Consider the following 18,716-nt stretch of genomic DNA (forward strand, 5'->3'; position numbering starts at 1 on the left):
GCAACATCTCGCGCTCTGCGATCAAGACGGCACTAGATCAAGTTTTCGCGGGCTCGACAAGCAACGCTTTCGCGATGGAACCGGGGCCGATTGTCGTGACTCCCGAGTCGAATCAGAATCGGCGGAGAGTCAAACGGATTCACGACCGCCATGGTTCAGGCGCGCCGACGGTCGTATGGCCCTCCCCGCGAGCGTCGCACGAGCCGGCACGCGTGAGCCGATGAAGGGATTGCATCGCAGCCCGCGCGTCGCGCGCGAGCCCCGCACTATTGCGTCTTGGCGACGTGCGGCGAGGCCTGGGTGATGAAGGAGGTCGCCTCGAGCATCGCCGTGCCGAACGAGGTCGGGATCACCACCCGGAACGGCACCAGGATGCGCGTGCCCGCCAGCGGCACGAAGAAGATCTCCATGTTGCGGGCCTGCGCCAGGTATTTCACGACGGGCCGGTCCGGAATGTAGCCCGCGACCGGCGTGAAGTAGACGGCGCAGACCAGCGCCGGACCACGATAGCCCTTGTCGGCCTTGACGTTCTCCATGCGCTTGTAATCGAGCTTGAGCTCGTAGCGCATGCGTCCGTCGAACACCGGCGCAGCGCCGCGGCACGAGTCCGGGGACAGCAGCTCCCCGTTGCCGGGCACGCGCACCAGCGACGCCGTCATCGGATCGAGCACGCCCCGCTTGTGCGCATCGGTCACCGGAATGCGATCGGGATCGACCGGCGGCGCCGGCTCGATGGCGAAATCCTTCACATTGCCGTTCTGCAGATTGATCCGGATCTGTTCCGACTTCTTCCCCGCGGTGGTCGATGCCTGGTAACTCTGGCCAACAAGCACGCCGTTGACGACGCGCCCCTGCACCGAGCCCGAGCCCGAGCCTTGCGAGAAGCTCTTGAGCAGCCCGGCGGTGCCGCCCTGCGCCGAGGCGCCGTACTGCTCGTCGCCGATCTCGATGGCCCAGGTGCCCTTGCCGACGGGAATACCGGCCAGCGAGGCCGTGTATTGTGCATCCAGCCGGGATTGCGCCTGTGCGTCTTGCGCCACCAGCAAAACGACGACCGCGGCGCCGGCCGCGACCAGACGACGGGGGAGGAATGAGGAAGCCGAGATGATGGTCACGTGAGGATTGATCCTGCCGATCCGCCTGCCAGAGCGCCGGATGCCTCCGGCGTGCCGTCCTTGCTACTTAAGCCAAAAACGCCTTCGAACAACGCGAACCGTCCGACAATGGCGGTTTGTCCAGCGCTTTGCGCCAGAACTGCCTCCAAAAGCGGTCGTCCGAGATCCTGCCGGAATCACGCGCGGACCGCCGGACCGCGCCAGCATGCCGCCTTTCTGGCGTTCGGGACTGCCGCGGGACACCATCCATCCCGTCCGAATGCGCCCTTTATATGGTCTAAACTGCCGGCTACACCGTTGATTATACGCCTGCTTTTGTGCTGATCCGCGATCCCTGACCCGATCGGGCGGCTGCACAGACCCAGGCCCCCCTGATCGGACGGGTCAGAACGTCTGTATCTGCCGCGACCTTCAAAACCTTGACGAAAAGCCGCATCCCCCCTATAGGACCGCATCTCCCAGAGACGAGCTGGACGAGTTTTGGACCCCCGCGGCCCGCCGACACGAGCGGACGAAGGGTGCGGGGATGAGAGAGGATTTATTGCCATGTCGCGGCGCTGTGAACTGACGGCCAAGGGCCCCCAGGTTGGCCACAAGGTCAGCCATTCGAACATCAAGACCAAGCGGCGCTTCCTGCCGAACCTGTGCAACGTGACCTTCATCTCGGATGCACTCGGCCGCAACGTGCGCCTGCGCGTCTCGACCAACGCGCTCAAGAGCGTCGACCACAATGGCGGCCTTGACGCCTATCTGCTGAAGGCCAACGCCGCGACCCTGTCGCCGCGCGCCCTCGAGTTGAAGCGCGCCATCGAGAAGAAGGCCGCCGACGCAGCGCCGGTCGCCAAGGCGAGCTGAAGGGCGATAGCTTCATCGCCAAGCTCGGTGCATCCTGCGCTAGGCTCTAGCGAATTGAGACGACGAAACGGCCGGATCGCGAGATCCGGCCTTTCTCATTTGCGGCTGACGCGCTCATTTGCGACTGACGCGATGACATTGCGTCGGAGATGTCGCGCACTCGGCGGATTTCCCGATGCGCCTCGTGATCAAGCGTTCGCACATCGGTCAACGATGCGCGCCGACAGGGAATGCCGCATATCGGCGTCGACAATAGAGACGAAGTGTCATGCCGACCGGCCTCCCCAACGCCAGCCGGATATTCTACACTCGCTGCGGTAGCATTATTGCGGACATTCCTTTGCCATGAAGAATATTGTCATCTGCTGCGACGGCACCGGCAACGAGATCAGCGAGAACATCTCGAACGTCCTCAAGCTGTATCGCTGCCTGCGCAAGACCGACAAGACGACGCCGCATCAGGCCGTGTTCTATGATCCCGGCGTCGGCACCTTGACGCAGCCCGACAGCTGGCACCGCTTCAAGGCGAACTTCAATCTGGTGCTCGGGCTCGCGACCGGATACGGGCTCGATGACAACGTCATCAACGCCTATTGCTTCCTGGCCACGCATTATCAGGACGGCGACCGCATCTTCCTGTTCGGCTTCTCGCGCGGCGCCTACACCGTGCGCGTGCTGGCCGGACTGATCCACAAGGTCGGGCTGATCTCGCCCGATCAGATCAATCTCGCCGGATCGGGCGTCATCGCCTACAAGAAATACTCCTCCGACAATCCGAAGGCCGGACGCGGCATCACCGCCGAGGTCGAGAGCACCGAGGAGGAAGGCCCGATCCCCGAGAGCCGCGAGGATCAGGCCGCGCAGTTCGCGCGCATTACTTCAACGCGCTGGCCGACCATTCATTTCGTCGGCGTGTGGGACACTGTCGCGAGCGTGATCGTGCCGCGCACCGACCGGCTGTTCGCACTGCCGAGCCTCGAAGAGCTCGCCTTCACGATCCAGAATCCGAGCGTCAGGATCTTCCGTCAGGCGGCGGCGATGGACGAGCGGCGCTGCATGTTCCGGCTGAAACCCTGGGACATGCCGCAGACCTTCACGCCCAACCGCTTCAACAAGGCGCAGGCGGGACCGCAGGACGCGAAGCAGGTGTGGTTCGCGGGTGTGCATTCCGACGTTGGCGGCGGCTACCCTGAGGCGCAGTCGGCCGCTTCGAAATATCCGCTGCTTTGGATGCTCGACGAGGCCGTCGAGGCCGGGCTCGCGGTCAATCCGCGCACCGTGAACCAGCTGGCCTGGGGCGTGCAGCGCAAGAGAAGCCCGTTCTCCTATGTGGCGCCGAGCATCCAGGGCCCGCTGCACAACTCGATGACGCCCGCCTGGCGCCTGCTCGAATGGCTTCCGAAGAGCGCAAAGTATAAGGAATGGCCGGAGCGCAAGGTGCATTTCGGCTTCTACATTCCGAATTGCGAGCCGCGCTTCATCCCCGACGGCGCCTTCATCCACGAGAGCGTGCTGATGCGGATCGCCGAGTCGAAGGACTATCGGCCGGTCAATCTGCCGTCGTCCTATGAGCGCGTGGCGCTGCCGGTCAAGCAGAAGGCGGACTAAAAGCGCAGACGCGTCAGTGCCATGCAGCCGCACGCCACCGATGCGGATTGCGTCAGATCATGCGCAGATGAATGACGCCGTCCTTGACCTCTCCGCGAGCGAACTGCTCGCGCGCCATCTGCTCGAACGTCGTGCGGTTCCTCTGCAGATAGGCGAACGCCTGATTGCGCGTGCAGAAGCAGGTCTCCAGGTGACAGACCTGCCGCGTTGCCCCGATCGCAAGCGCAAAAGCGATCGTATGGCCGCCGTCGGGGGTGTCGTCCTTGGCAATGCGAACGTCTGTTGCGGTCGACTTGGCCACGTCAGCCTCCTCGGTCGGAAGGTCGGATCTGTACGCGGAACACTGTTCGAAATCGCGCAGCGGAATTGAAGTTCCGATTCACAACGACGCAGCCGATCGGAACCAACAATCAGCCCTGTCAGCGCGCGACCTTCTTTCGCCGCTTCGGTGCCGCATCAGGAGGGGCTTGCGCGGCCTCCGCTTCCTTCGCGAGCCGCAGCACGCGCAGCCGTTCCATGTTCTTGCGGACGGCAACGGCACGCTGATCCCATTCGGCGCGCGCCTTTGCTCCATCTTCCGCGGCAACGCGCTGGCGCTCTGCACGTGCCATACTTTCGGGAGAGCGCTCCGACGTCTTCTTGGTGGCCATCGCGACTGATCCTTCCGAAGCTGCAGGTTGTCGTCGAGACGCAGAAAGCCCGCTCAATACAGGATCGAGCGGGCAAACCAGCCATTTCAGTACATCCGTGAAATGGCCCAAGGCATTCAACAAGACGTCAGATCAGTACGATCAAACCAGCGCGAGGTTTTCCGCACTGGTCTTGCCGCGCATCTTGTCGGTCTTGACGTCGAAAGTAACCTTCTGGCCCTCGGCCAGACCAGCGAGACCAGCGCGCTCAACGGCGCTGATGTGAACGAACACGTCGTTCCCGCCATCCTGCGGCTGAATGAAGCCAAAGCCCTTCTGGCCGTTGAACCACTTGACGGTACCCTGCATGTCTATCTCCAATCATTCATCGCGCGACCATCACGCGATCTCATTCAACTGAGCAATGACTTTGGAAATAGCCAACAGGCACATTCAGAAAGGCACAGCGGCTAATCGAACCTCCTGAAGGTAGAGACTTTCCGTGGGATTACAAGGCCGCGAGAGAAATATAGTTTGCGGAAGCCGATGCGGGCGAGTCGGCGCGCTGGCAATATCAGCCGATCGCCCTTATCTTCGCGGGACCACCGGTAACGGCTTGGCCACCGGTGGCTGAGAGACGCGTCGTGCTCCCGCCTTCCCACGAAGGGGATCACCATGTCTCATCACAATCTGAGCAACTCATTTCATTGAAGCGCCGTGTCGAGCGTGCCGCTGTCCGCAGCGCCGCGCGGTCGACTACGCTTCTGTAAGATCTCATCGATCTCGATGAAGACAAGGAGGACGCTTTTGCAGGTTCTTGTTCGTGACAATGACGTCGAGAAGGCGTTGCGTATCCTGAAGCGGAAGATGCAGCGCGAGGGCGTCTTCCGCGAGATGAAGCGACGCCGATCCTACGAGAAGCCGTCGGAGCGCAAGACGCGCGAAAAATCCGATGCGATCCGGCGCCAACGCAAGGTTGCGCGCAAGCAGGCGATCCGTGAAGGACTGCTGCCGGCACCGGTGAAGAAGGCGCCAATGGCACGGCCGGGCGCGCTGCCCGCAACGACGCCCACGCGATCAGACCGCGACAGACCCCAGGGTCAGCTGGCCTCTGCGGCTCCGCGCAGCTGATCTGAAGGCTGCGGCTCCGCCGTGCGACCGTGAACCAAGCTCGCAGTCACGCCAGCTTTTTCGGCTGTTTGCTCTCGCGAACAGCCGCTTCACGCGCCAGACGCTCGGCCTTCAGCCGCTCCCGGTTCTGATCGAAGGCGCTCTGCGCCTTTTCATAGTCATTCCTTGGCGCCGCGGCCGGCTTGAAGGCCTTGCGAGCTTCGAGCACGGCAGCCGTTGGCTTGCGCTCTGACATGATGAGCTTCCTCGTTAGGTGGTCGATACGGCAGCGACATCCTGGCGGGACTGGCACAGGAGCGCCACCGTTCCATGACGGCCTCGATCGACGGAGCACAAATCCGTTGTCGCCAGCCGAATTCTACAGCCAATTCCGGGATCAGACTTTCTTGGACCAGACTTTCTTGGACCCGATCCCCGGGGGTCGACGCGGCCGCTCGGCGATTGCCCGGCCGGGTGCTCATGATCTCCATGCTTATAACCCAAATACGCCGATTATGTTGCAAGTCATTCAAACCAAGCTCGGCGTGCTTCTCGTCGCACCGTCCCGCCGGCGGCGGCGCACGCTCACGCCACCTCCTGCTTGCGGCCGGGCACGGCGGCGAGCAGCTCGCGTGTATAGGCATGTTCGGGATCGGCGAACAGGGCGGCCGTCGGCTTCAGCTCGACGATCTCGCCCTTCTGCATGACCGCGATCCGGTCGCAGATCTGCGCAGCGACGCGCAGGTCATGCGTGATGAACAGCATCGACAGGCCGAGGCGCGCCTTCAGATCCTCGAGAAGGCGCAGCACCTGCGCCTGCACCGAGACGTCGAGCGCCGACACCGCCTCGTCCGCGACGATGATCTCCGGATCCAGCGCCAGCGCCCGCGCAATGCCGATGCGCTGACGCTGGCCGCCGGAGAACTCATGCGGGTAGCGGCCGATGGCGCCGGCATCGAGTCCGACCAGACCTAACAATTCCTGCGCGCGCTTCAGCGCGGCCTCGAGCGGCGTGCCCCGCGCGACCATGCCGTCGGCGATGATGCGGCCGACCTTGCGGCGCGGGTTGAGCGAGGCGAATGGATCCTGGAAGATCATCTGGATGCGATGGCGCTGCGTCCGCAGCGCACGGCCGTCCAGCGCCGTGAGATCGACGTCGCCGATGCGCACGGTGCCGCGATCGGCCTCGATCAGCCGCATCACGAGACGCGCGACAGATGACTTACCCGAGCCGGATTCGCCGACGAGGCCGAGCGTCTCGCCCTGATGGATCGCGAAATTCACCGCATGCGCGGCGCGCGTCTCGCGCTTCGGCCGGAACCAGCCGGTCGGGGTCACGTAGGTCTTGTCGAGGCCGACCACCTCCAGCGCCCGCGGCGCATCCTCACGTGACCGACGCGGCGGCGGATCAAACGACGGGACGGCGGCGAGCAACGCCTTGGTGTAGTCGTGCTGCGGCCGGCCAAGCACGGCCTCCGCCGTGCCCTCCTCCACCACCTTGCCGTGGCGCAGTACCACGACCTGGTCGGCGATATCGGCGACGACGCCGAAATCATGGGTGATGAACATGACCGCCATGTTGTGGCTGGCCTGCAGGTTGCGGATCAGCTTGAGGATTTGCGCCTGCGTCGTGACGTCGAGCGCCGTCGTCGGCTCGTCGGCGACGAGCACGGCCGGCTCGAGCGCCAGCGCCATCGCGATCATCGCGCGCTGCCGCTGGCCGCCGGAGAGCTGGTGGGGATAGGCGCGGATGATGCGCTCGGGATCGGGCAGCCCGACCTCGCGCACCAGCGCCAGCGCCTTGGCGCGGCGCTCCTTCGGGCTCAACAGATCGTGCGCCTCGAACACCTCCATCAGCTGCTCGCCGATCCGCATCAACGGATTGAGCGCCGTCATCGGCTCCTGGAACACCATGGCGATGCGGCGGCCGCGCAGATCGCGCCAGCCGTCCTGATCCACCGAGAGCAGATCGCGTCCCTCGAAGGCGATCTCGCCGCTCTCGACCTTCACGGTGTCCGGCAGCAGGCCGAGCAGCGCATGCGCGCACATCGACTTGCCGGAGCCGGACTCGCCGACGACGCAGACGATCTTGCCCGCGGTGAGGTCGAACGAGACGCCGTCCACGGCGTGGGTGCGCTCGGCACCCCTGGGCAGCGCGATGCGGAGATTCTTGATCGAAACGACGGGATCACCCATGCCTCACCTGCCCTCCCGCGACAGGCGCGGGTTGAGTGCGTCGTTGAGGCCCTCGCCGATCAGGTTGAGGCCGAGCACCGACAGCAGGATGGCAACGCCGGGGAACACCGTGATCCACCACGCCTGACGAATGACGGTACGACCGGCGCCGACCATGTAGCCCCAGGAGATCAGGTTGGGATCGCCGAGGCCGAGAAACGACAACGAGGATTCCAGAAGGATCGCGGTGGCGACCATCAGCGAGGCCAGCACGATCACCGGCGACAATGCGTTGGGGAGGATCTCGCGCCAGATGATCCAGGCATTGCTCTGGCCGGTGACGACGGCCGCCTGGACGTATTCGCGGGTGCGCAGGCTCAGCACCTCGCCGCGCACCAGACGGGCGACCGGCGGCCAGCTGACGAGACCGATGGCGGCAACGATCGAATAGATCGAGGGCTGCAGGATCGCAACCAGCACGATGGCGAGCGCGAAGCTCGGGATGGTCTGGAAGAACTCGGTGAAGCGCATCAAGGCGTCGTCGACACGGCCGCCGAAATAACCGGCGATGGCGCCGAGCGGAACGCCCACCACCAGGGCCACCAGGGTCGATACGAGGCCGACCAGCAGCGATACGCGGGCACCGAAGATCAGCCCCGCGAGCACGTCGCGCCCCAGCGCATCGGTGCCGAGCGGCACCTTCGCCAGCGTAAATGGCGGGACGAACGGCCGCTGCACCATCCGCCACGGCGAATTGGGAAAGTAGAACGGCCCGGCCACCGCGATCACGATCGCCAGCACGAGAATGATCAGCCCGATGATCCCGCTCGGGCTGCGCAGCATGGTGCGCCAGAACTGCCTCATGAAGCGTACTCGATGCGCGGATCGACCAGGCGATAGACGAGGTCGGTGACCAAATTGAAGATCAGCACCATCGCCGAGGAGACCACGAACACGCCGAGCAGGAGATTGTAGTCGCGCTGGATCAGCGCGTCGTACATCAGCCGGCCGATGCCGGGCCAGGCGAACACGGTCTCGGTCAGCACCGCGCCGCCGACAAGCGTGCCGGCATGAACGCCGGCCAGGGTCACCACCGGCAGCAATGCGTTGCGCAGGACGTGACGACGCAGGATGATCCCGTCGCGCAGGCCCTTGGCGAGCGCGGTCTTGACGAAGTCGAGCCGCTTGACTTCCAGCATCGAGGCGCGGGTCATGCGGGTGTAGGTCGCCATGAAGAACAGACCGAGCGTGGCGGCAGGCATCACCAGATGCGCACCGACGTCGAGCGCGTGGCGCAAGCCGGTGTAGCCGGCACCGACGGTCTCATAGCCGAAGCTGGGCAACCAGTCGGCCCAGACCGAGAACAGCAGGATTGCGATCAGCGCGATCCAGAACAGCGGCGTGGCGTAGAAGATCAAGGCGAGCACCGTGATCGCGGTGTCGAGAAAGGTGCCGGCGAAGCGCGCGGCCAGCACACCGAACAGGATGCCGAGACCGAGCGAGATCGCGAACGCCGTCAGCGTCAGCAGCAGGGTCGCCGGCAGCCGCTCGGCGATCAGCTTGGCGACCGGGGCCTGCTGGCGGAACGAGAAGCCGAGGTCGAGGCTGGCGATGCCCTTGACGTAGATCAGCAACTGCTCCGGCAAGGGCCGGTCCAGACCGAACTTCTCGCGGAGCTGCGCCACGAAGATCTGGTCGGAGGCGCCGGCCTCGCCGGCCATGACCACGGCAGGGTCGCCCGGCGCCAGCCGGATCAGGAAGAAGTTCAGCACGATGATGGCGAGAAGGACGATGACGCCCTTCACGACGCGCTGGGCAATGAAGGAGAGCATGAATGGCCCGTGGTGGTCGGCTCGGCAGGAGGATGAGGCGGCGGAGCGCGGAGCGTGAGCCCCGCGCTCCGGACAGCGCCCTTACTTGTCGAGCCAGGCGTCGCGGAAGCCGTCGTTGACGCCGATGCCGGTGGTGATGAGGCTCTTCACCTTGCACTTGGTGATGGTCGGGAACTGCAGCTCGAGCAGCCAGGCCACCGGCACGTCCTCGGCAAGGATCTTCTGCACCTTGTCGTAGGCCTCCTTGCGCTTGGCATCGGTTGGCGCCGTCGCGCCCTCGGCGAACAGCTTGTCGACCTCCGGATTGGAGTAGCCCTCGACATTGTTGAACAGCTGGCCCTTGGCGATCGCCGAGGTGATGTAGTTGCGGGAGACGCCGAGTGCGGGATCTCCGTACTGGTAGAGATAGGTGAAGGCGATGTCGTAGTCCCACTCCATGATCTTCTGGTTGCCGCCGGGGACATCGGTCGCGATCGTCTCAATCGTCATGCCGACGTCCTGCAGGTTCTGCTTCACCGCCTCGCCCCAGCGCTGCCAGGTCTCGCCATAGGCCAGCGGCAGCATGCGGATCTTCTCGCCCTTGTAGCCCGCCTCCTTCAACAGCGCCTTGGCCTTCGCGGGATCGTACGGATATTTCGGCACGTCATCGCTGTAGAACTTGATGGTCGACGCGGACGGGCCGGTGGCAACCTTGCCGAGCCCGTTCCAGATCACGTCCTTCGCGAAGTCTCGGTCGATGGCGTACATGATCGCCTGCCGCACCTTCTTGTTGGCAAGGATCGGGTTGCGGTTGTTCAGCCACATCCAGGACAGGGGCGAGAAAAACTCCCAGCCGGCGCCGGTGACGCAGGCGCCCGGCAGCTTGGAGACGCGCGGCACGTCGAAATTCTCGATCGAGCCGCCCGGCAGCACATCGACTTTGCCGGTCTCAAAGGCCACGGCGCGCGCGGCGGCGTCGGGAATGATCTGCCAGTAGACCTCGTCAAGATAAGGCTTGCCCTTCTCATGGTAGTTGGGATTTTTCACCATGCGGATGAAGGAGCCCTTCTGCCATTCCTTGAACATGAAGGGGCCGGTGCCGACCGGCGCGTTGTTGTTCGGATTGGTCTTGTAATCGGTGCCTTCATAGAGATGCTTCGGCACCATCGGCATCGAGCCGACCTCGAAGATGCCGATGAACGGTCCGAACGGTTCCTTCAAGGTGAACACCACGGTGAGATCGTCGGGCGCCTCGACCTTCTCGACCATCACCAGATTGTTGCGGGCGCGCGCATGCGTCTGCTTCAGCATCTCGATCGAGAACAGCACGTCGGCCGAGGTGAACGGCTTGCCGTCGTGCCAGGTGACGCCCTTCTTGAGCTTGAAGGTGTAAACCTTGGCGTCGGGGCTGATGGTCCAGCTCTCGGCGAGGCCGGGCAGCGGCTCGAGCTTGGGGCTGTAGCGCAGCAGTCCTTCGAAGATGTTGCCGGAGACCATCTGGGTCGGTCCATTCTGCACCATCGCCAGCATCAGGCCAGGCGGCTCGGGCTGGATCACCGCATTGACCACACCACCGGTCTTCGGCTCCTCCGCTTGCGCCGCGGATAGCCCGCAGCCGACGACGACACCCAGCAACACCCGTTTCAGCATGATGAACTTCCCAAATGTTTCGACCGGCCACGATGCATCAAGCGCGCCAATGCGCTCGATCCTGCCATGCGGCTTCTGATGTGACGCCTGCTCTGCGTGCATGGGCTGGTGGATCGCCCATGCGCAGCGCTATGGAACGGGCTTCGATCGCCACACTGACGATGCTTTGGAAACATCGCCAGGACCTGCATCGGCCGTGCGTTGCGCAGCGGTCGACGGTCCTCACAGGTCAAGCCCCGACGTGGAGGCTCACACGGCTGCAAACAGCATCGCAAGCTGAAACTCGCGACAGCGTTAGCTCAAAAATTGGACAGGTTGTTAGATCGGGGCATCCTACCGTGCCGTCCGCTCATGCCGCGATCTCGACGCCATCAGCGCCGCATCCGCGCAATCGCACCTGCGACAATCTGCATCACCACACCGATCACCCAGCCCGCCATGATCAGCGAGGTCCAGACGATGTGCGGGTCTTCGCGCAGGATGATGATGCCGACGGCGAAGAAGGCGGTGAGGGTGGCGAGAAAGGTGCCGACCGCACTGAGGAACTCCGCGGCGTCGATCTTCCGCTCGGCCGGCGTGCCTTCCTCATGAGGGTGAAACGGTATCTGGGGCGTATCGATGCCGAGATAGAAGCCGAATGCGCCCGACAGCATCATCACCAACAGGAAGCCCTGCGTGGTGAGCCACGGCACGCTGGAGCCGACATGGGCGCCGACGAACACGCCGCAGGCCGCTCCCGCCAGGGCAAGACCCGACCGTTCGAGCACATGGGCGGATTGGCGGACACGAATGCGCATGGGAGGCCTCTCTGATCGGACCGGCGCGCCGACGCCGGTCCGATCGTCAACGTTACGCCGCCTTGGTCATATCGGCATTGAGATGGCGCAACCTCGGCATCACCTCCTGCTTCAACAGGCGCAACGAGTTGTGCCAGGCTTCCGGCCTGTGCTTGTAGTCGAAGCCGAACACGCACAGCGTCCCGAAGCCGCCGACCTCGTGCCAGATCTTCTCGATCTTCTCGGTCACCGTGGCCGGCGAGCCGATGATCCAGTTGCGCCTGGCGCAATAGTCCACCGTCACGTCCGTATCCGGCACGTCGGGCGAATGCTTCAGATAATCCTTGAAGCCGAAATGGCCGAGCAGGGGCAGGAAGTATTCGCTCATCATCCGGCCCATCATGTCGCCGGTCGAGAGACGCCAGGCCTCCTCGTCCGTCTCGGCGACGAACACCTCGCGCACTAGGCGCCAGTCGTTGCGACTGGGCGTCCGTCCGGATTTGGCGGCGCCCGCCTCGACCGAATCCCAGTGCGACGACACATAGGCCGGGTTGAGGTTGAGGCTCATCGGAATGAAGCCGCGCTCGCCGGCGAGCTTCAGCGTGTCCGAGTTCTTCGAGAGCCCGGCGACGCCGATCGGCGGATGGGGCGCCTGCACCGGCTTGATGTGCGGCTTGAGGAAGTCGAACATCACGTCGGGCTTGGTCACCGTCCAATACTTGCCCTTGTGCGTGAACGGCGCCGGCTCGGTCCACAGGCGCAGGATGATCTCCAGCGCCTCGCGCGTCATCTCGCGATTCTGCCCGCTCATGCCGTCGACATTGAACATCGCCCAGTCGCTCGGCAGGCCCGATGCGGCAATACCGAAATTGAGCCGGCCATCCGAGAGGTGATCGAGCATCGCGACGCGGTTGGCGAGCTCGGCCGGGTGGTGATAGGGCAGCAGGAAGCCGCCGGGCCCCAGCCGGATGTTCTTGGTTTCGCGGAAGGCCTGCGCCAGGATGAGATCGGGTGCGGGATGCGGCTCCCAGGGCGCCGTATGATGCTCGCCGATCCAGGCTTCCTGATAGCCGAGCTCGTCGAGCCAGCGCAGGACCTGCAGGTCCCACTCCTGCCCTTCTTTCAATCCGCACTCCGGCGGATGCGAGGGCATCGTGAAGTATCCGATTTCCATGGCGCTTTCCTCTCGCGTTTGTATTGCGGCGCATCTTTGTGATGCGCTCATCGTCACGCGAGACGAAACACGACCAACCGAGTCGGCAACGCCGCACGTGGTCTACGAAGTCTAGCACTTCGTTGGACAGCGACAATCGTCAGCTGTGTCGCTGGCGGAATGATGACCCGGAGATTTTTGCAATGCTGATCCGCGCCACGGCATCATCAATTGCACGTCAGCGTGCGCCAAAGCTGGTCTTGCCGAACAGCTCCTTCTGGGTCGAGGGCTGCGAGCGCCAATATTGCGGAGGTGCGGCAACCTGGCCGCCGAGCTCGGCTGCGGCATGCCAGCCCCAGCGCGGGTCGTAGAGCATGCCGCGAGCCAGCGCGACGAGATCCGCTTGGCCCGACGCCACGATCTGCTCGGCTTGCTGCGCCTGCGTGATGAGGCCGACCGCCATGGTGGGAAGTCTTGTCGCCTTCTTCACCGCTTCGGCGAACGGCACCTGATAGCCGGGTCCGAGCGTGATCTTCTGCAAGGGCGAGACGCCGCCCGAGGAGACGTCGATCCAGTCAGCGCCGCGGCGCTCGAGCTCTTGCGCGAGAGCGATGGTCTGGTCGAGATCCCAACCGCCCTCGACCCAATCCGTCGCCGAGACGCGCATGCCGACCGGCCTGTCTGCGGGGAAGACGCTGCGCACCGCATCGAATATTTCGAGCGGAAACCGCATGCGGTTCTCCAGCGAGCCGCCATAGGCATCGCTGCGCTGATTGGCGAGCGGCGACAGGAACTGGTGCAACAGGTAGCCGTGCGCGCCATGGACCTCGATCGCATCGATGCCCAGCCGCGCAGCCCGTTGCGCTGCGGAAACGAACGCATCGCGAATGCGTGCCAGGCCGACGCTATCGAGCGCCTCGGGCGCAAGCTCGCCGGCCTTGTGCGGCAGCGCCGAGGGCGCGACCGTCCGCCAGCCACCGTCCGCGAGCGGAATCTGCTGACCGCCGTCCCACGGCTTGTGGCTGGAGCCTTTGCGTCCAGCATGGGCAAGCTGCATCGCGATCGCGGTGTTCGAATGCTTGCGCACCGAGGCGAGAATCGGCGCGAACGCCGCCTCCGTGGCGTCGTCCCACAGTCCGAGACAGCCGGGCGTGATGCGTCCGATCGGCTCGACATGCGTCGCCTCGATGCAGAACATCGCCGCACCCGACAGCGCCAGCGTGTTGATGTGGGTGAAGTGCCAGTCATTGGCCACGCCATTCTCGGCCGAGTACTGGCACATCGGCGACACCATGATGCGATTGGCGAGCTCGAGGCTGCGCAGCTTGATCGGAGTGAACAGGGCGCTCATGCTGATTTCCAGGCTGGACGGATTTCGCGGTGATCTGAGGTCTGGGAGTGTCGGCGAAGGACGGCCCGCGGTCAACGCAACCGTCGCGGCGCGGTCACGGCTCATTCCACCAAGGTGAACTGCAGCAATAGGGTGCGCTGAATCATCGAGAAATTGTCGTCGGAGACCAGGGTCAGCACGGTCTCGCCCTCGGGCGTCACATGCGCATCGATGCCCTCGAGATTGTCGATCTCCTGGCCGAGATCGGCCGAGAAGATCGCCGGACCGTCGACGAGCGCACCCGGCGCAATCTGCGACAGCGCCAGCCGGCGAATCCGGACGCCGACGCCATTGAACAGCGAAAACTTCCGTTCCAGCACCAGCAGGTCGCCCGATGGCAGCAGCACGGCATCGCTGACGTCGAAATCATTGCTTCTGACGATGCTGAACTGCCCCGCAGCCGGACCGCCGATCAGGAAGGCCAGCAGATTGCCGTTCGCATCCAGGCCGCGTTCGGAGAGCGCGATCAGCGTTCCGGCGAGCGGCAGGCCCTTGGGCACCACCACAAGGGCTTCCAGCCCCTTGTTGTTGGGCAACCGTCTGGCCGCAGCCGGCAACGGCAGGATCTCACTGCGCGCGCCGGTCCCGCCCTTGGCGAAGTCATAGCGCAGCAGCTGATTGACGCGTTCGAGGCCGACATAGACGACGTCGCCATCACGCGCGAGCGACTCGGAATCATACCAGCCGCGCTCGGTGATGGGCCGTCCGTCCGGCGCGAGCAGCGGCGTCGCCTCGACATCCGCCAGCCCTGCGATCTCGCGGCCGGAATAGACGATGCGGCCAGTGAACCAGCCGCCCTTGTCGCTGATCGCAAGGAAGCGCTCGCCGTTGGCGTCGAGACGGATGCCGGACAGGCCGCCGAAGCCCGAGAACGGCGAGGTCAGCGCCACGCCGCTGCGATATTGCAGCATCCCGAAGCGCAGATGCGTCCGATCGCGCAGGTCGAAGGAGGGCAAGGGCCGTGCCTTGACCTCGATCCTGACTGCCGACGTGACGGAATGCTCATCGACCGCGGCGCGCCTACGGACCGGCGGCGATGCCGATTGCGCCGAGGCGCTGAGGGACCATGCCAGAGCGGACGCTCCGCCGAGGGTCAGCGCAAGGAAGCGCCTGCGGTCGGCGATCGCATGCAGCGACATCGTCAGCGGGGCCCCCTCCCCACGACCTCCTCCGATGCGGAGGAGGCACGCATCCGCTTCTTGTTTACGAATGCAGCTTGCGCTTCGGCCCCCGCGCAGGCTGCGGCGCCGCGTGGGTTTCCGTGAACAGCTCGGCGAGCTTCTCGGTGATGGCGCCGCCGAGCTCCTCGGCATCGACGATCGTGACTGCGCGGCGATAGTAGCGCGTCACATCGTGGCCGATGCCGATCGCGATCAATTCGACCGGCGAGCGGGTCTCGATCTCCTCGATGATGTGGCGCAGATGGCGCTCCAGATAGTTGCCGGGGTTCACCGACAGCGTGGAGTCGTCGACCGGCGCACCGTCGGAGATCATCATCAGGATCTTGCGCTGCTCGGGCCGGCCGAGCAGCCGCTTGTGCGCCCAGTCCAGCGCCTCGCCGTCGATGTTCTCCTTCAGGAGACCCTCGCGCATCATCAGGCCGAGGTTTTTCCGCGCCCGGCGCCACGGGGCATCGGCCGACTTGTATATGATATGGCGGAGATCGTTGAGCCGGCCGGGATTGGCCGGCTTGCCGGCCGCAAGCCAAGCCTCGCGCGACTGCCCGCCCTTCCAGGCGCGTGTCGTGAAGCCGAGGATCTCGACCTTCACGCCGCAACGCTCGAGCGTACGGGCGAGAATGTCGGCGCACGTCGCGGCCACCGTAATCGGGCGACCGCGCATCGAACCGGAATTGTCGAGCAGCAGCGTCACCACGGTGTCGCGGAAGGTCGCTTCCTTCTCGCGCATGAAGGACAACGGCTGATAGGGATCGATGACGACGCGCGACAGCCGGGCGGGATCGAGGATGCCTTCCTCCAGATCGAACTCCCAGGCACGATTCTGCTGCGCCATCAGCCGGCGCTGCAGCCGGTTGGCAAGCCGCGCGACGATGCCCTGGAGATGCGCCAGCTGCTTGTCGAGATAGGAGCGCAGCCGCTCCAGCTCGTCATGATCGCACAGGTCCTCGGCGGCGATGATCTCGTCGAACTTCGGTGCAAAGGCGTGATATTCCGGCCCGCGCGGCTCGTTGGCGCCGCCACGGTTCGGCCGCGTCGCCTCGCCCGGCGTCTCGTCGTCGCCGAGCTCGCCATCGTCGAGCGTATCCGAGGCCGACGCCTGCGCGGCCTCCATCGCGCTTTCCGACATCTCGTCCGACGTCGTCTGCGCCTGGTCGGCACTCATCTCCTGCGCGGCGTCGGAATCGGGCGAACCTTCGGCACCGGACTGATCATTGTCGCCGTCGCGATTGTCGTCGTTGTCCTCGTCCTCCTCGGAATCGGCATTGCGCTCGTCGCCGAGATCGAGTGCCGACAAGAGATCGTGGACGAGGTCGCCGAACTTGGCCTGGTTTTCGGTGAAGCGGCTGAGCTCATCGAGGCGCGAGCCGATCTTGTCCTCCAGGAACGGCCGCCAGAGATCGACGACCTTGCGCGCCGCGTTCGGTGGCGCCATCCCGGTCAGCCGCTCGCGCACCATCATCGCCAGCGCGTCCGACAGCGGCGCGTCGGCGCGGTCGGTGATCTCGTCATATTTGCCGCGATGGAAATGATCATCGAGCATCGCCGTCAGGTTCTTGGCGACGCCGGCCATGCGCTTGGCGCCGATCGCCTCGACGCGCGCCTGCTCGACCGCCTCGAACACGCCGCGCGCCTGCGGATTGCCGGGGATCAGTTTGCGGTGAATTTTCGGATCGTGACAGGCGAGCTTCAACGCAATCGAGTCGGCATGACCGCGCACGATGGCCGCATCGCGCTTGGTCATCTTGCGCGCCGGCTCCGGCAGCCGCGCCTTGCCTGGCGAGAGGCCCGGACGTTCGGCGGCAAAGGAGACGTCGAGCTCGGGCGCCCGTGCGATCGCGCGCAGGCAGCCCGTGACCGACCGCTTGAACGGCTCGGTCGGGGCTTCCTTGGTTCCGGGACGGAGTTTGCTGTTGGATGTGGTCATCTGGTCCCTGCGGCTATCGTCCCGGCGAACGCCGGACCCATAACCACCGGCGGTCATTCATTGGTGTCGACGCCAACTCCAGCGCATGCCGAAACGTCACGGCGGATGTGGGTCCCGGCGCAAGGCCGGGACGACGCCCTGTCAGCTCAGCGCCACGTTGATCGCCGATTCCGGCAGCTCTGCATTGAAGCAGCGCTGATAGAACTCGGCGACGAGCGGACGCTCCAGCTCGTCGCACTTGTTGAGGAAGGTCACGCGGAAGGCGAAGCCGATGTCGCCGAAGATCTCGGAGTTCTCGGCCCAGGTGATCACGGTGCGCGGGCTCATCACGGTGGACAGATCACCGTTCGCGAAGGCGTTGCGCGTGAGGTCGGCGAGACGCACCATCTTGTTCACGGTGTCGCGGCCCTGCGCGTTCTGATAGTGCTTGGCCTTGGCCAGCACGATCTCGACCTCCTCGTCATGCGCCAGATAGTTCAGCGTCGTGACGATCGACCAGCGGTCCATCTGGCCCTGGTTGATCTGCTGCGTGCCGTGATACAGGCCCGACGTGTCTCCGAGGCCGATCGTGTTGGCGGTCGCGAACAACCGGAAGGCCGGGTGCGGCTTGATCACCTTGTTCTGGTCGAGCAGCGTCAGCCGGCCCGACACTTCGAGCACGCGCTGGATCACGAACATCACATCGGGGCGGCCGGCGTCGTATTCGTCGAACACCAAGGCAACGTTGTGCTGCAGCGCCCAGGGCAGGATGCCGTCACGGAACTCGGTGACCTGCTTGCCGTCCTTGACCACGATCGCATCCTTGCCAACGAGGTCGATACGGCTGATGTGGCTGTCGAGATTGACGCGCACGCACGGCCAGTTGAGTCGCGCGGCGACCTGCTCGATATGGGTCGACTTGCCCGTTCCATGGTAACCCGTGACCATCACGCGGCGGTTCTTGGCGAAGCCGGCCAGGATCGCAAGGGTGGTGGCGCGGTCGAAACGATAGTCGGCATCGACCTCAGGGACGTGCGGGTCGGTTGCGGAAAAGGCCGGCACCTCAAGGTCGCTGTCGATCCCGAACACCTGCCGCACCGACACCTTCATGTCGGGCACACCGGTCATCTCCTGCGCATTGGTCGTAGCGGCGGTCGTCATTCATCCTCCGAGGTCCCGGGCATTCCCGAAACCAGATTTCATGTTTGGCTGCGGTTGAAGGGCTTCAGACGCCAGCCTAGCAGAGAGCACGCGCGGGCAGAAGCCTAAGCCTTGATCAAAGTTCCGTCGTTATATCATCGAGATAGGCATGGGACGACGTTTTTGGAAGGCTGCCCTGCGGAAAGCGCCACCTTTTGGC

The 18,716-nt window shown here is 64.6% G+C and carries 18 protein-coding genes; 3 read left to right on the forward strand and 15 right to left on the reverse strand.

Going from position 1 to position 18,716, the window contains the following annotated elements:
- Positions 1-266 precede the first annotated feature (266 nt).
- Positions 267-1,115 (reverse strand): DUF3108 domain-containing protein, encoded by an 849-nt coding sequence (locus HL666_RS26780; protein ID WP_376698623.1) that lies wholly within the window; start codon positions 1,113-1,115, stop codon positions 267-269.
- Positions 1,116-1,661: 546 nt separating this feature from the next.
- On the opposite strand from HL666_RS26780, the gene rpmB reads away from it, so the two are divergent.
- Together rpmB and HL666_RS26790 are read left to right on the forward strand one after the other, a co-directional pair.
- The gene (gene rpmB / locus HL666_RS26785; protein WP_172114511.1) at positions 1,662-1,970 is read left to right on the forward strand and encodes a 50S ribosomal protein L28; all 309 of its coding nucleotides are present in this window, start codon (positions 1,662-1,664) and stop codon (positions 1,968-1,970) included.
- 345 nt (positions 1,971-2,315) lie between these two features.
- On the forward strand, positions 2,316-3,578 hold the full coding sequence (locus tag HL666_RS26790; RefSeq protein ID WP_172184498.1) for a T6SS phospholipase effector Tle1-like catalytic domain-containing protein: 1,263 nt from the start codon (positions 2,316-2,318) through the stop codon (positions 3,576-3,578).
- Between the two features lie 52 nt (positions 3,579-3,630).
- Here the strand turns inward: HL666_RS26790 and HL666_RS26795 are convergent, their stop codons facing one another.
- From HL666_RS26795 to HL666_RS26805, 3 genes are all read right to left on the reverse strand, one after another.
- Entirely contained in the window at positions 3,631-3,879 is a 249-nt protein-coding gene (locus HL666_RS26795; protein WP_172114509.1) for a hypothetical protein, read from the reverse strand.
- A 118-nt stretch (positions 3,880-3,997) separates the two neighbouring features.
- Entirely contained in the window at positions 3,998-4,228 is a 231-nt protein-coding gene (locus HL666_RS26800) for a transcriptional regulator (protein ID WP_172114508.1), read from the reverse strand.
- Between the two features lie 141 nt (positions 4,229-4,369).
- A complete protein-coding gene (locus tag HL666_RS26805) occupies positions 4,370-4,576 on the reverse strand; it encodes a cold-shock protein (RefSeq protein WP_172114507.1) in 207 nt (68 codons plus the stop codon).
- A gap of 438 nt (positions 4,577-5,014) precedes the next feature.
- Between HL666_RS26805 and rpsU the strand changes: the two genes are divergently transcribed.
- Complete coding sequence (gene rpsU / locus HL666_RS26810) at positions 5,015-5,338, forward strand: 30S ribosomal protein S21 (protein WP_172114506.1); 324 nt, start codon at positions 5,015-5,017, stop codon at positions 5,336-5,338.
- Between the two features lie 46 nt (positions 5,339-5,384).
- On the opposite strand, the gene HL666_RS26815 is transcribed toward rpsU, so the two are convergent.
- The 11 genes from HL666_RS26815 to cobS all read right to left on the reverse strand — a co-directional run bounded on the left by HL666_RS26815 (position 5,385) and on the right by cobS (position 18,517).
- The gene (locus HL666_RS26815) at positions 5,385-5,573 is read right to left on the reverse strand and encodes a hypothetical protein (RefSeq protein WP_172114505.1); all 189 of its coding nucleotides are present in this window, start codon (positions 5,571-5,573) and stop codon (positions 5,385-5,387) included.
- Between the two features lie 329 nt (positions 5,574-5,902).
- Entirely contained in the window at positions 5,903-7,513 is a 1,611-nt protein-coding gene (locus HL666_RS26820; RefSeq protein WP_172184500.1) for an ABC transporter ATP-binding protein, read from the reverse strand.
- Between the two features lie 3 nt (positions 7,514-7,516).
- Positions 7,517-8,356 (reverse strand): ABC transporter permease, encoded by an 840-nt coding sequence (locus HL666_RS26825; protein ID WP_172114503.1) that lies wholly within the window; start codon positions 8,354-8,356, stop codon positions 7,517-7,519.
- Positions 8,353-9,324, reverse strand: coding sequence for an ABC transporter permease (locus HL666_RS26830; protein ID WP_172184502.1), 972 nt, complete (start codon positions 9,322-9,324; stop codon positions 8,353-8,355). Before HL666_RS26830 ends, HL666_RS26825 begins: the two co-directional genes overlap by 4 nt.
- 81 nt (positions 9,325-9,405) lie before the next feature.
- On the reverse strand, positions 9,406-10,953 hold the full coding sequence (locus HL666_RS26835) for an ABC transporter substrate-binding protein (protein WP_172114501.1): 1,548 nt from the start codon (positions 10,951-10,953) through the stop codon (positions 9,406-9,408).
- A gap of 371 nt (positions 10,954-11,324) precedes the next feature.
- Positions 11,325-11,750, reverse strand: a complete 426-nt coding sequence (locus tag HL666_RS26840; RefSeq protein WP_172114500.1) for a hypothetical protein — start codon at positions 11,748-11,750, stop codon at positions 11,325-11,327.
- Between the two features lie 52 nt (positions 11,751-11,802).
- Positions 11,803-12,903, reverse strand: a complete 1,101-nt coding sequence (locus HL666_RS26845) for an LLM class flavin-dependent oxidoreductase (RefSeq protein ID WP_172114499.1) — start codon at positions 12,901-12,903, stop codon at positions 11,803-11,805.
- 217 nt (positions 12,904-13,120) lie between these two features.
- Complete coding sequence (locus HL666_RS26850) at positions 13,121-14,233, reverse strand: NADH:flavin oxidoreductase/NADH oxidase (RefSeq protein ID WP_172184504.1); 1,113 nt, start codon at positions 14,231-14,233, stop codon at positions 13,121-13,123.
- A 101-nt stretch (positions 14,234-14,334) separates the two neighbouring features.
- Positions 14,335-15,411, reverse strand: a complete 1,077-nt coding sequence (locus HL666_RS26855) for an esterase-like activity of phytase family protein (RefSeq protein ID WP_172184506.1) — start codon at positions 15,409-15,411, stop codon at positions 14,335-14,337.
- A 64-nt stretch (positions 15,412-15,475) separates the two neighbouring features.
- Entirely contained in the window at positions 15,476-17,377 is a 1,902-nt protein-coding gene (gene cobT, locus HL666_RS26860; RefSeq protein ID WP_172114497.1) for a cobaltochelatase subunit CobT, read from the reverse strand.
- Positions 17,378-17,518: 141 nt separating this feature from the next.
- Complete coding sequence (gene cobS, locus HL666_RS26865; RefSeq protein ID WP_172114496.1) at positions 17,519-18,517, reverse strand: cobaltochelatase subunit CobS; 999 nt, start codon at positions 18,515-18,517, stop codon at positions 17,519-17,521.
- Positions 18,518-18,716 lie beyond the last annotated feature (199 nt).

Origin of the sequence: Bradyrhizobium aeschynomenes (genome assembly GCF_013178945.1) — a bacterium.
GTDB classification, from domain to species: domain Bacteria; phylum Pseudomonadota; class Alphaproteobacteria; order Rhizobiales; family Xanthobacteraceae; genus Bradyrhizobium; species Bradyrhizobium aeschynomenes.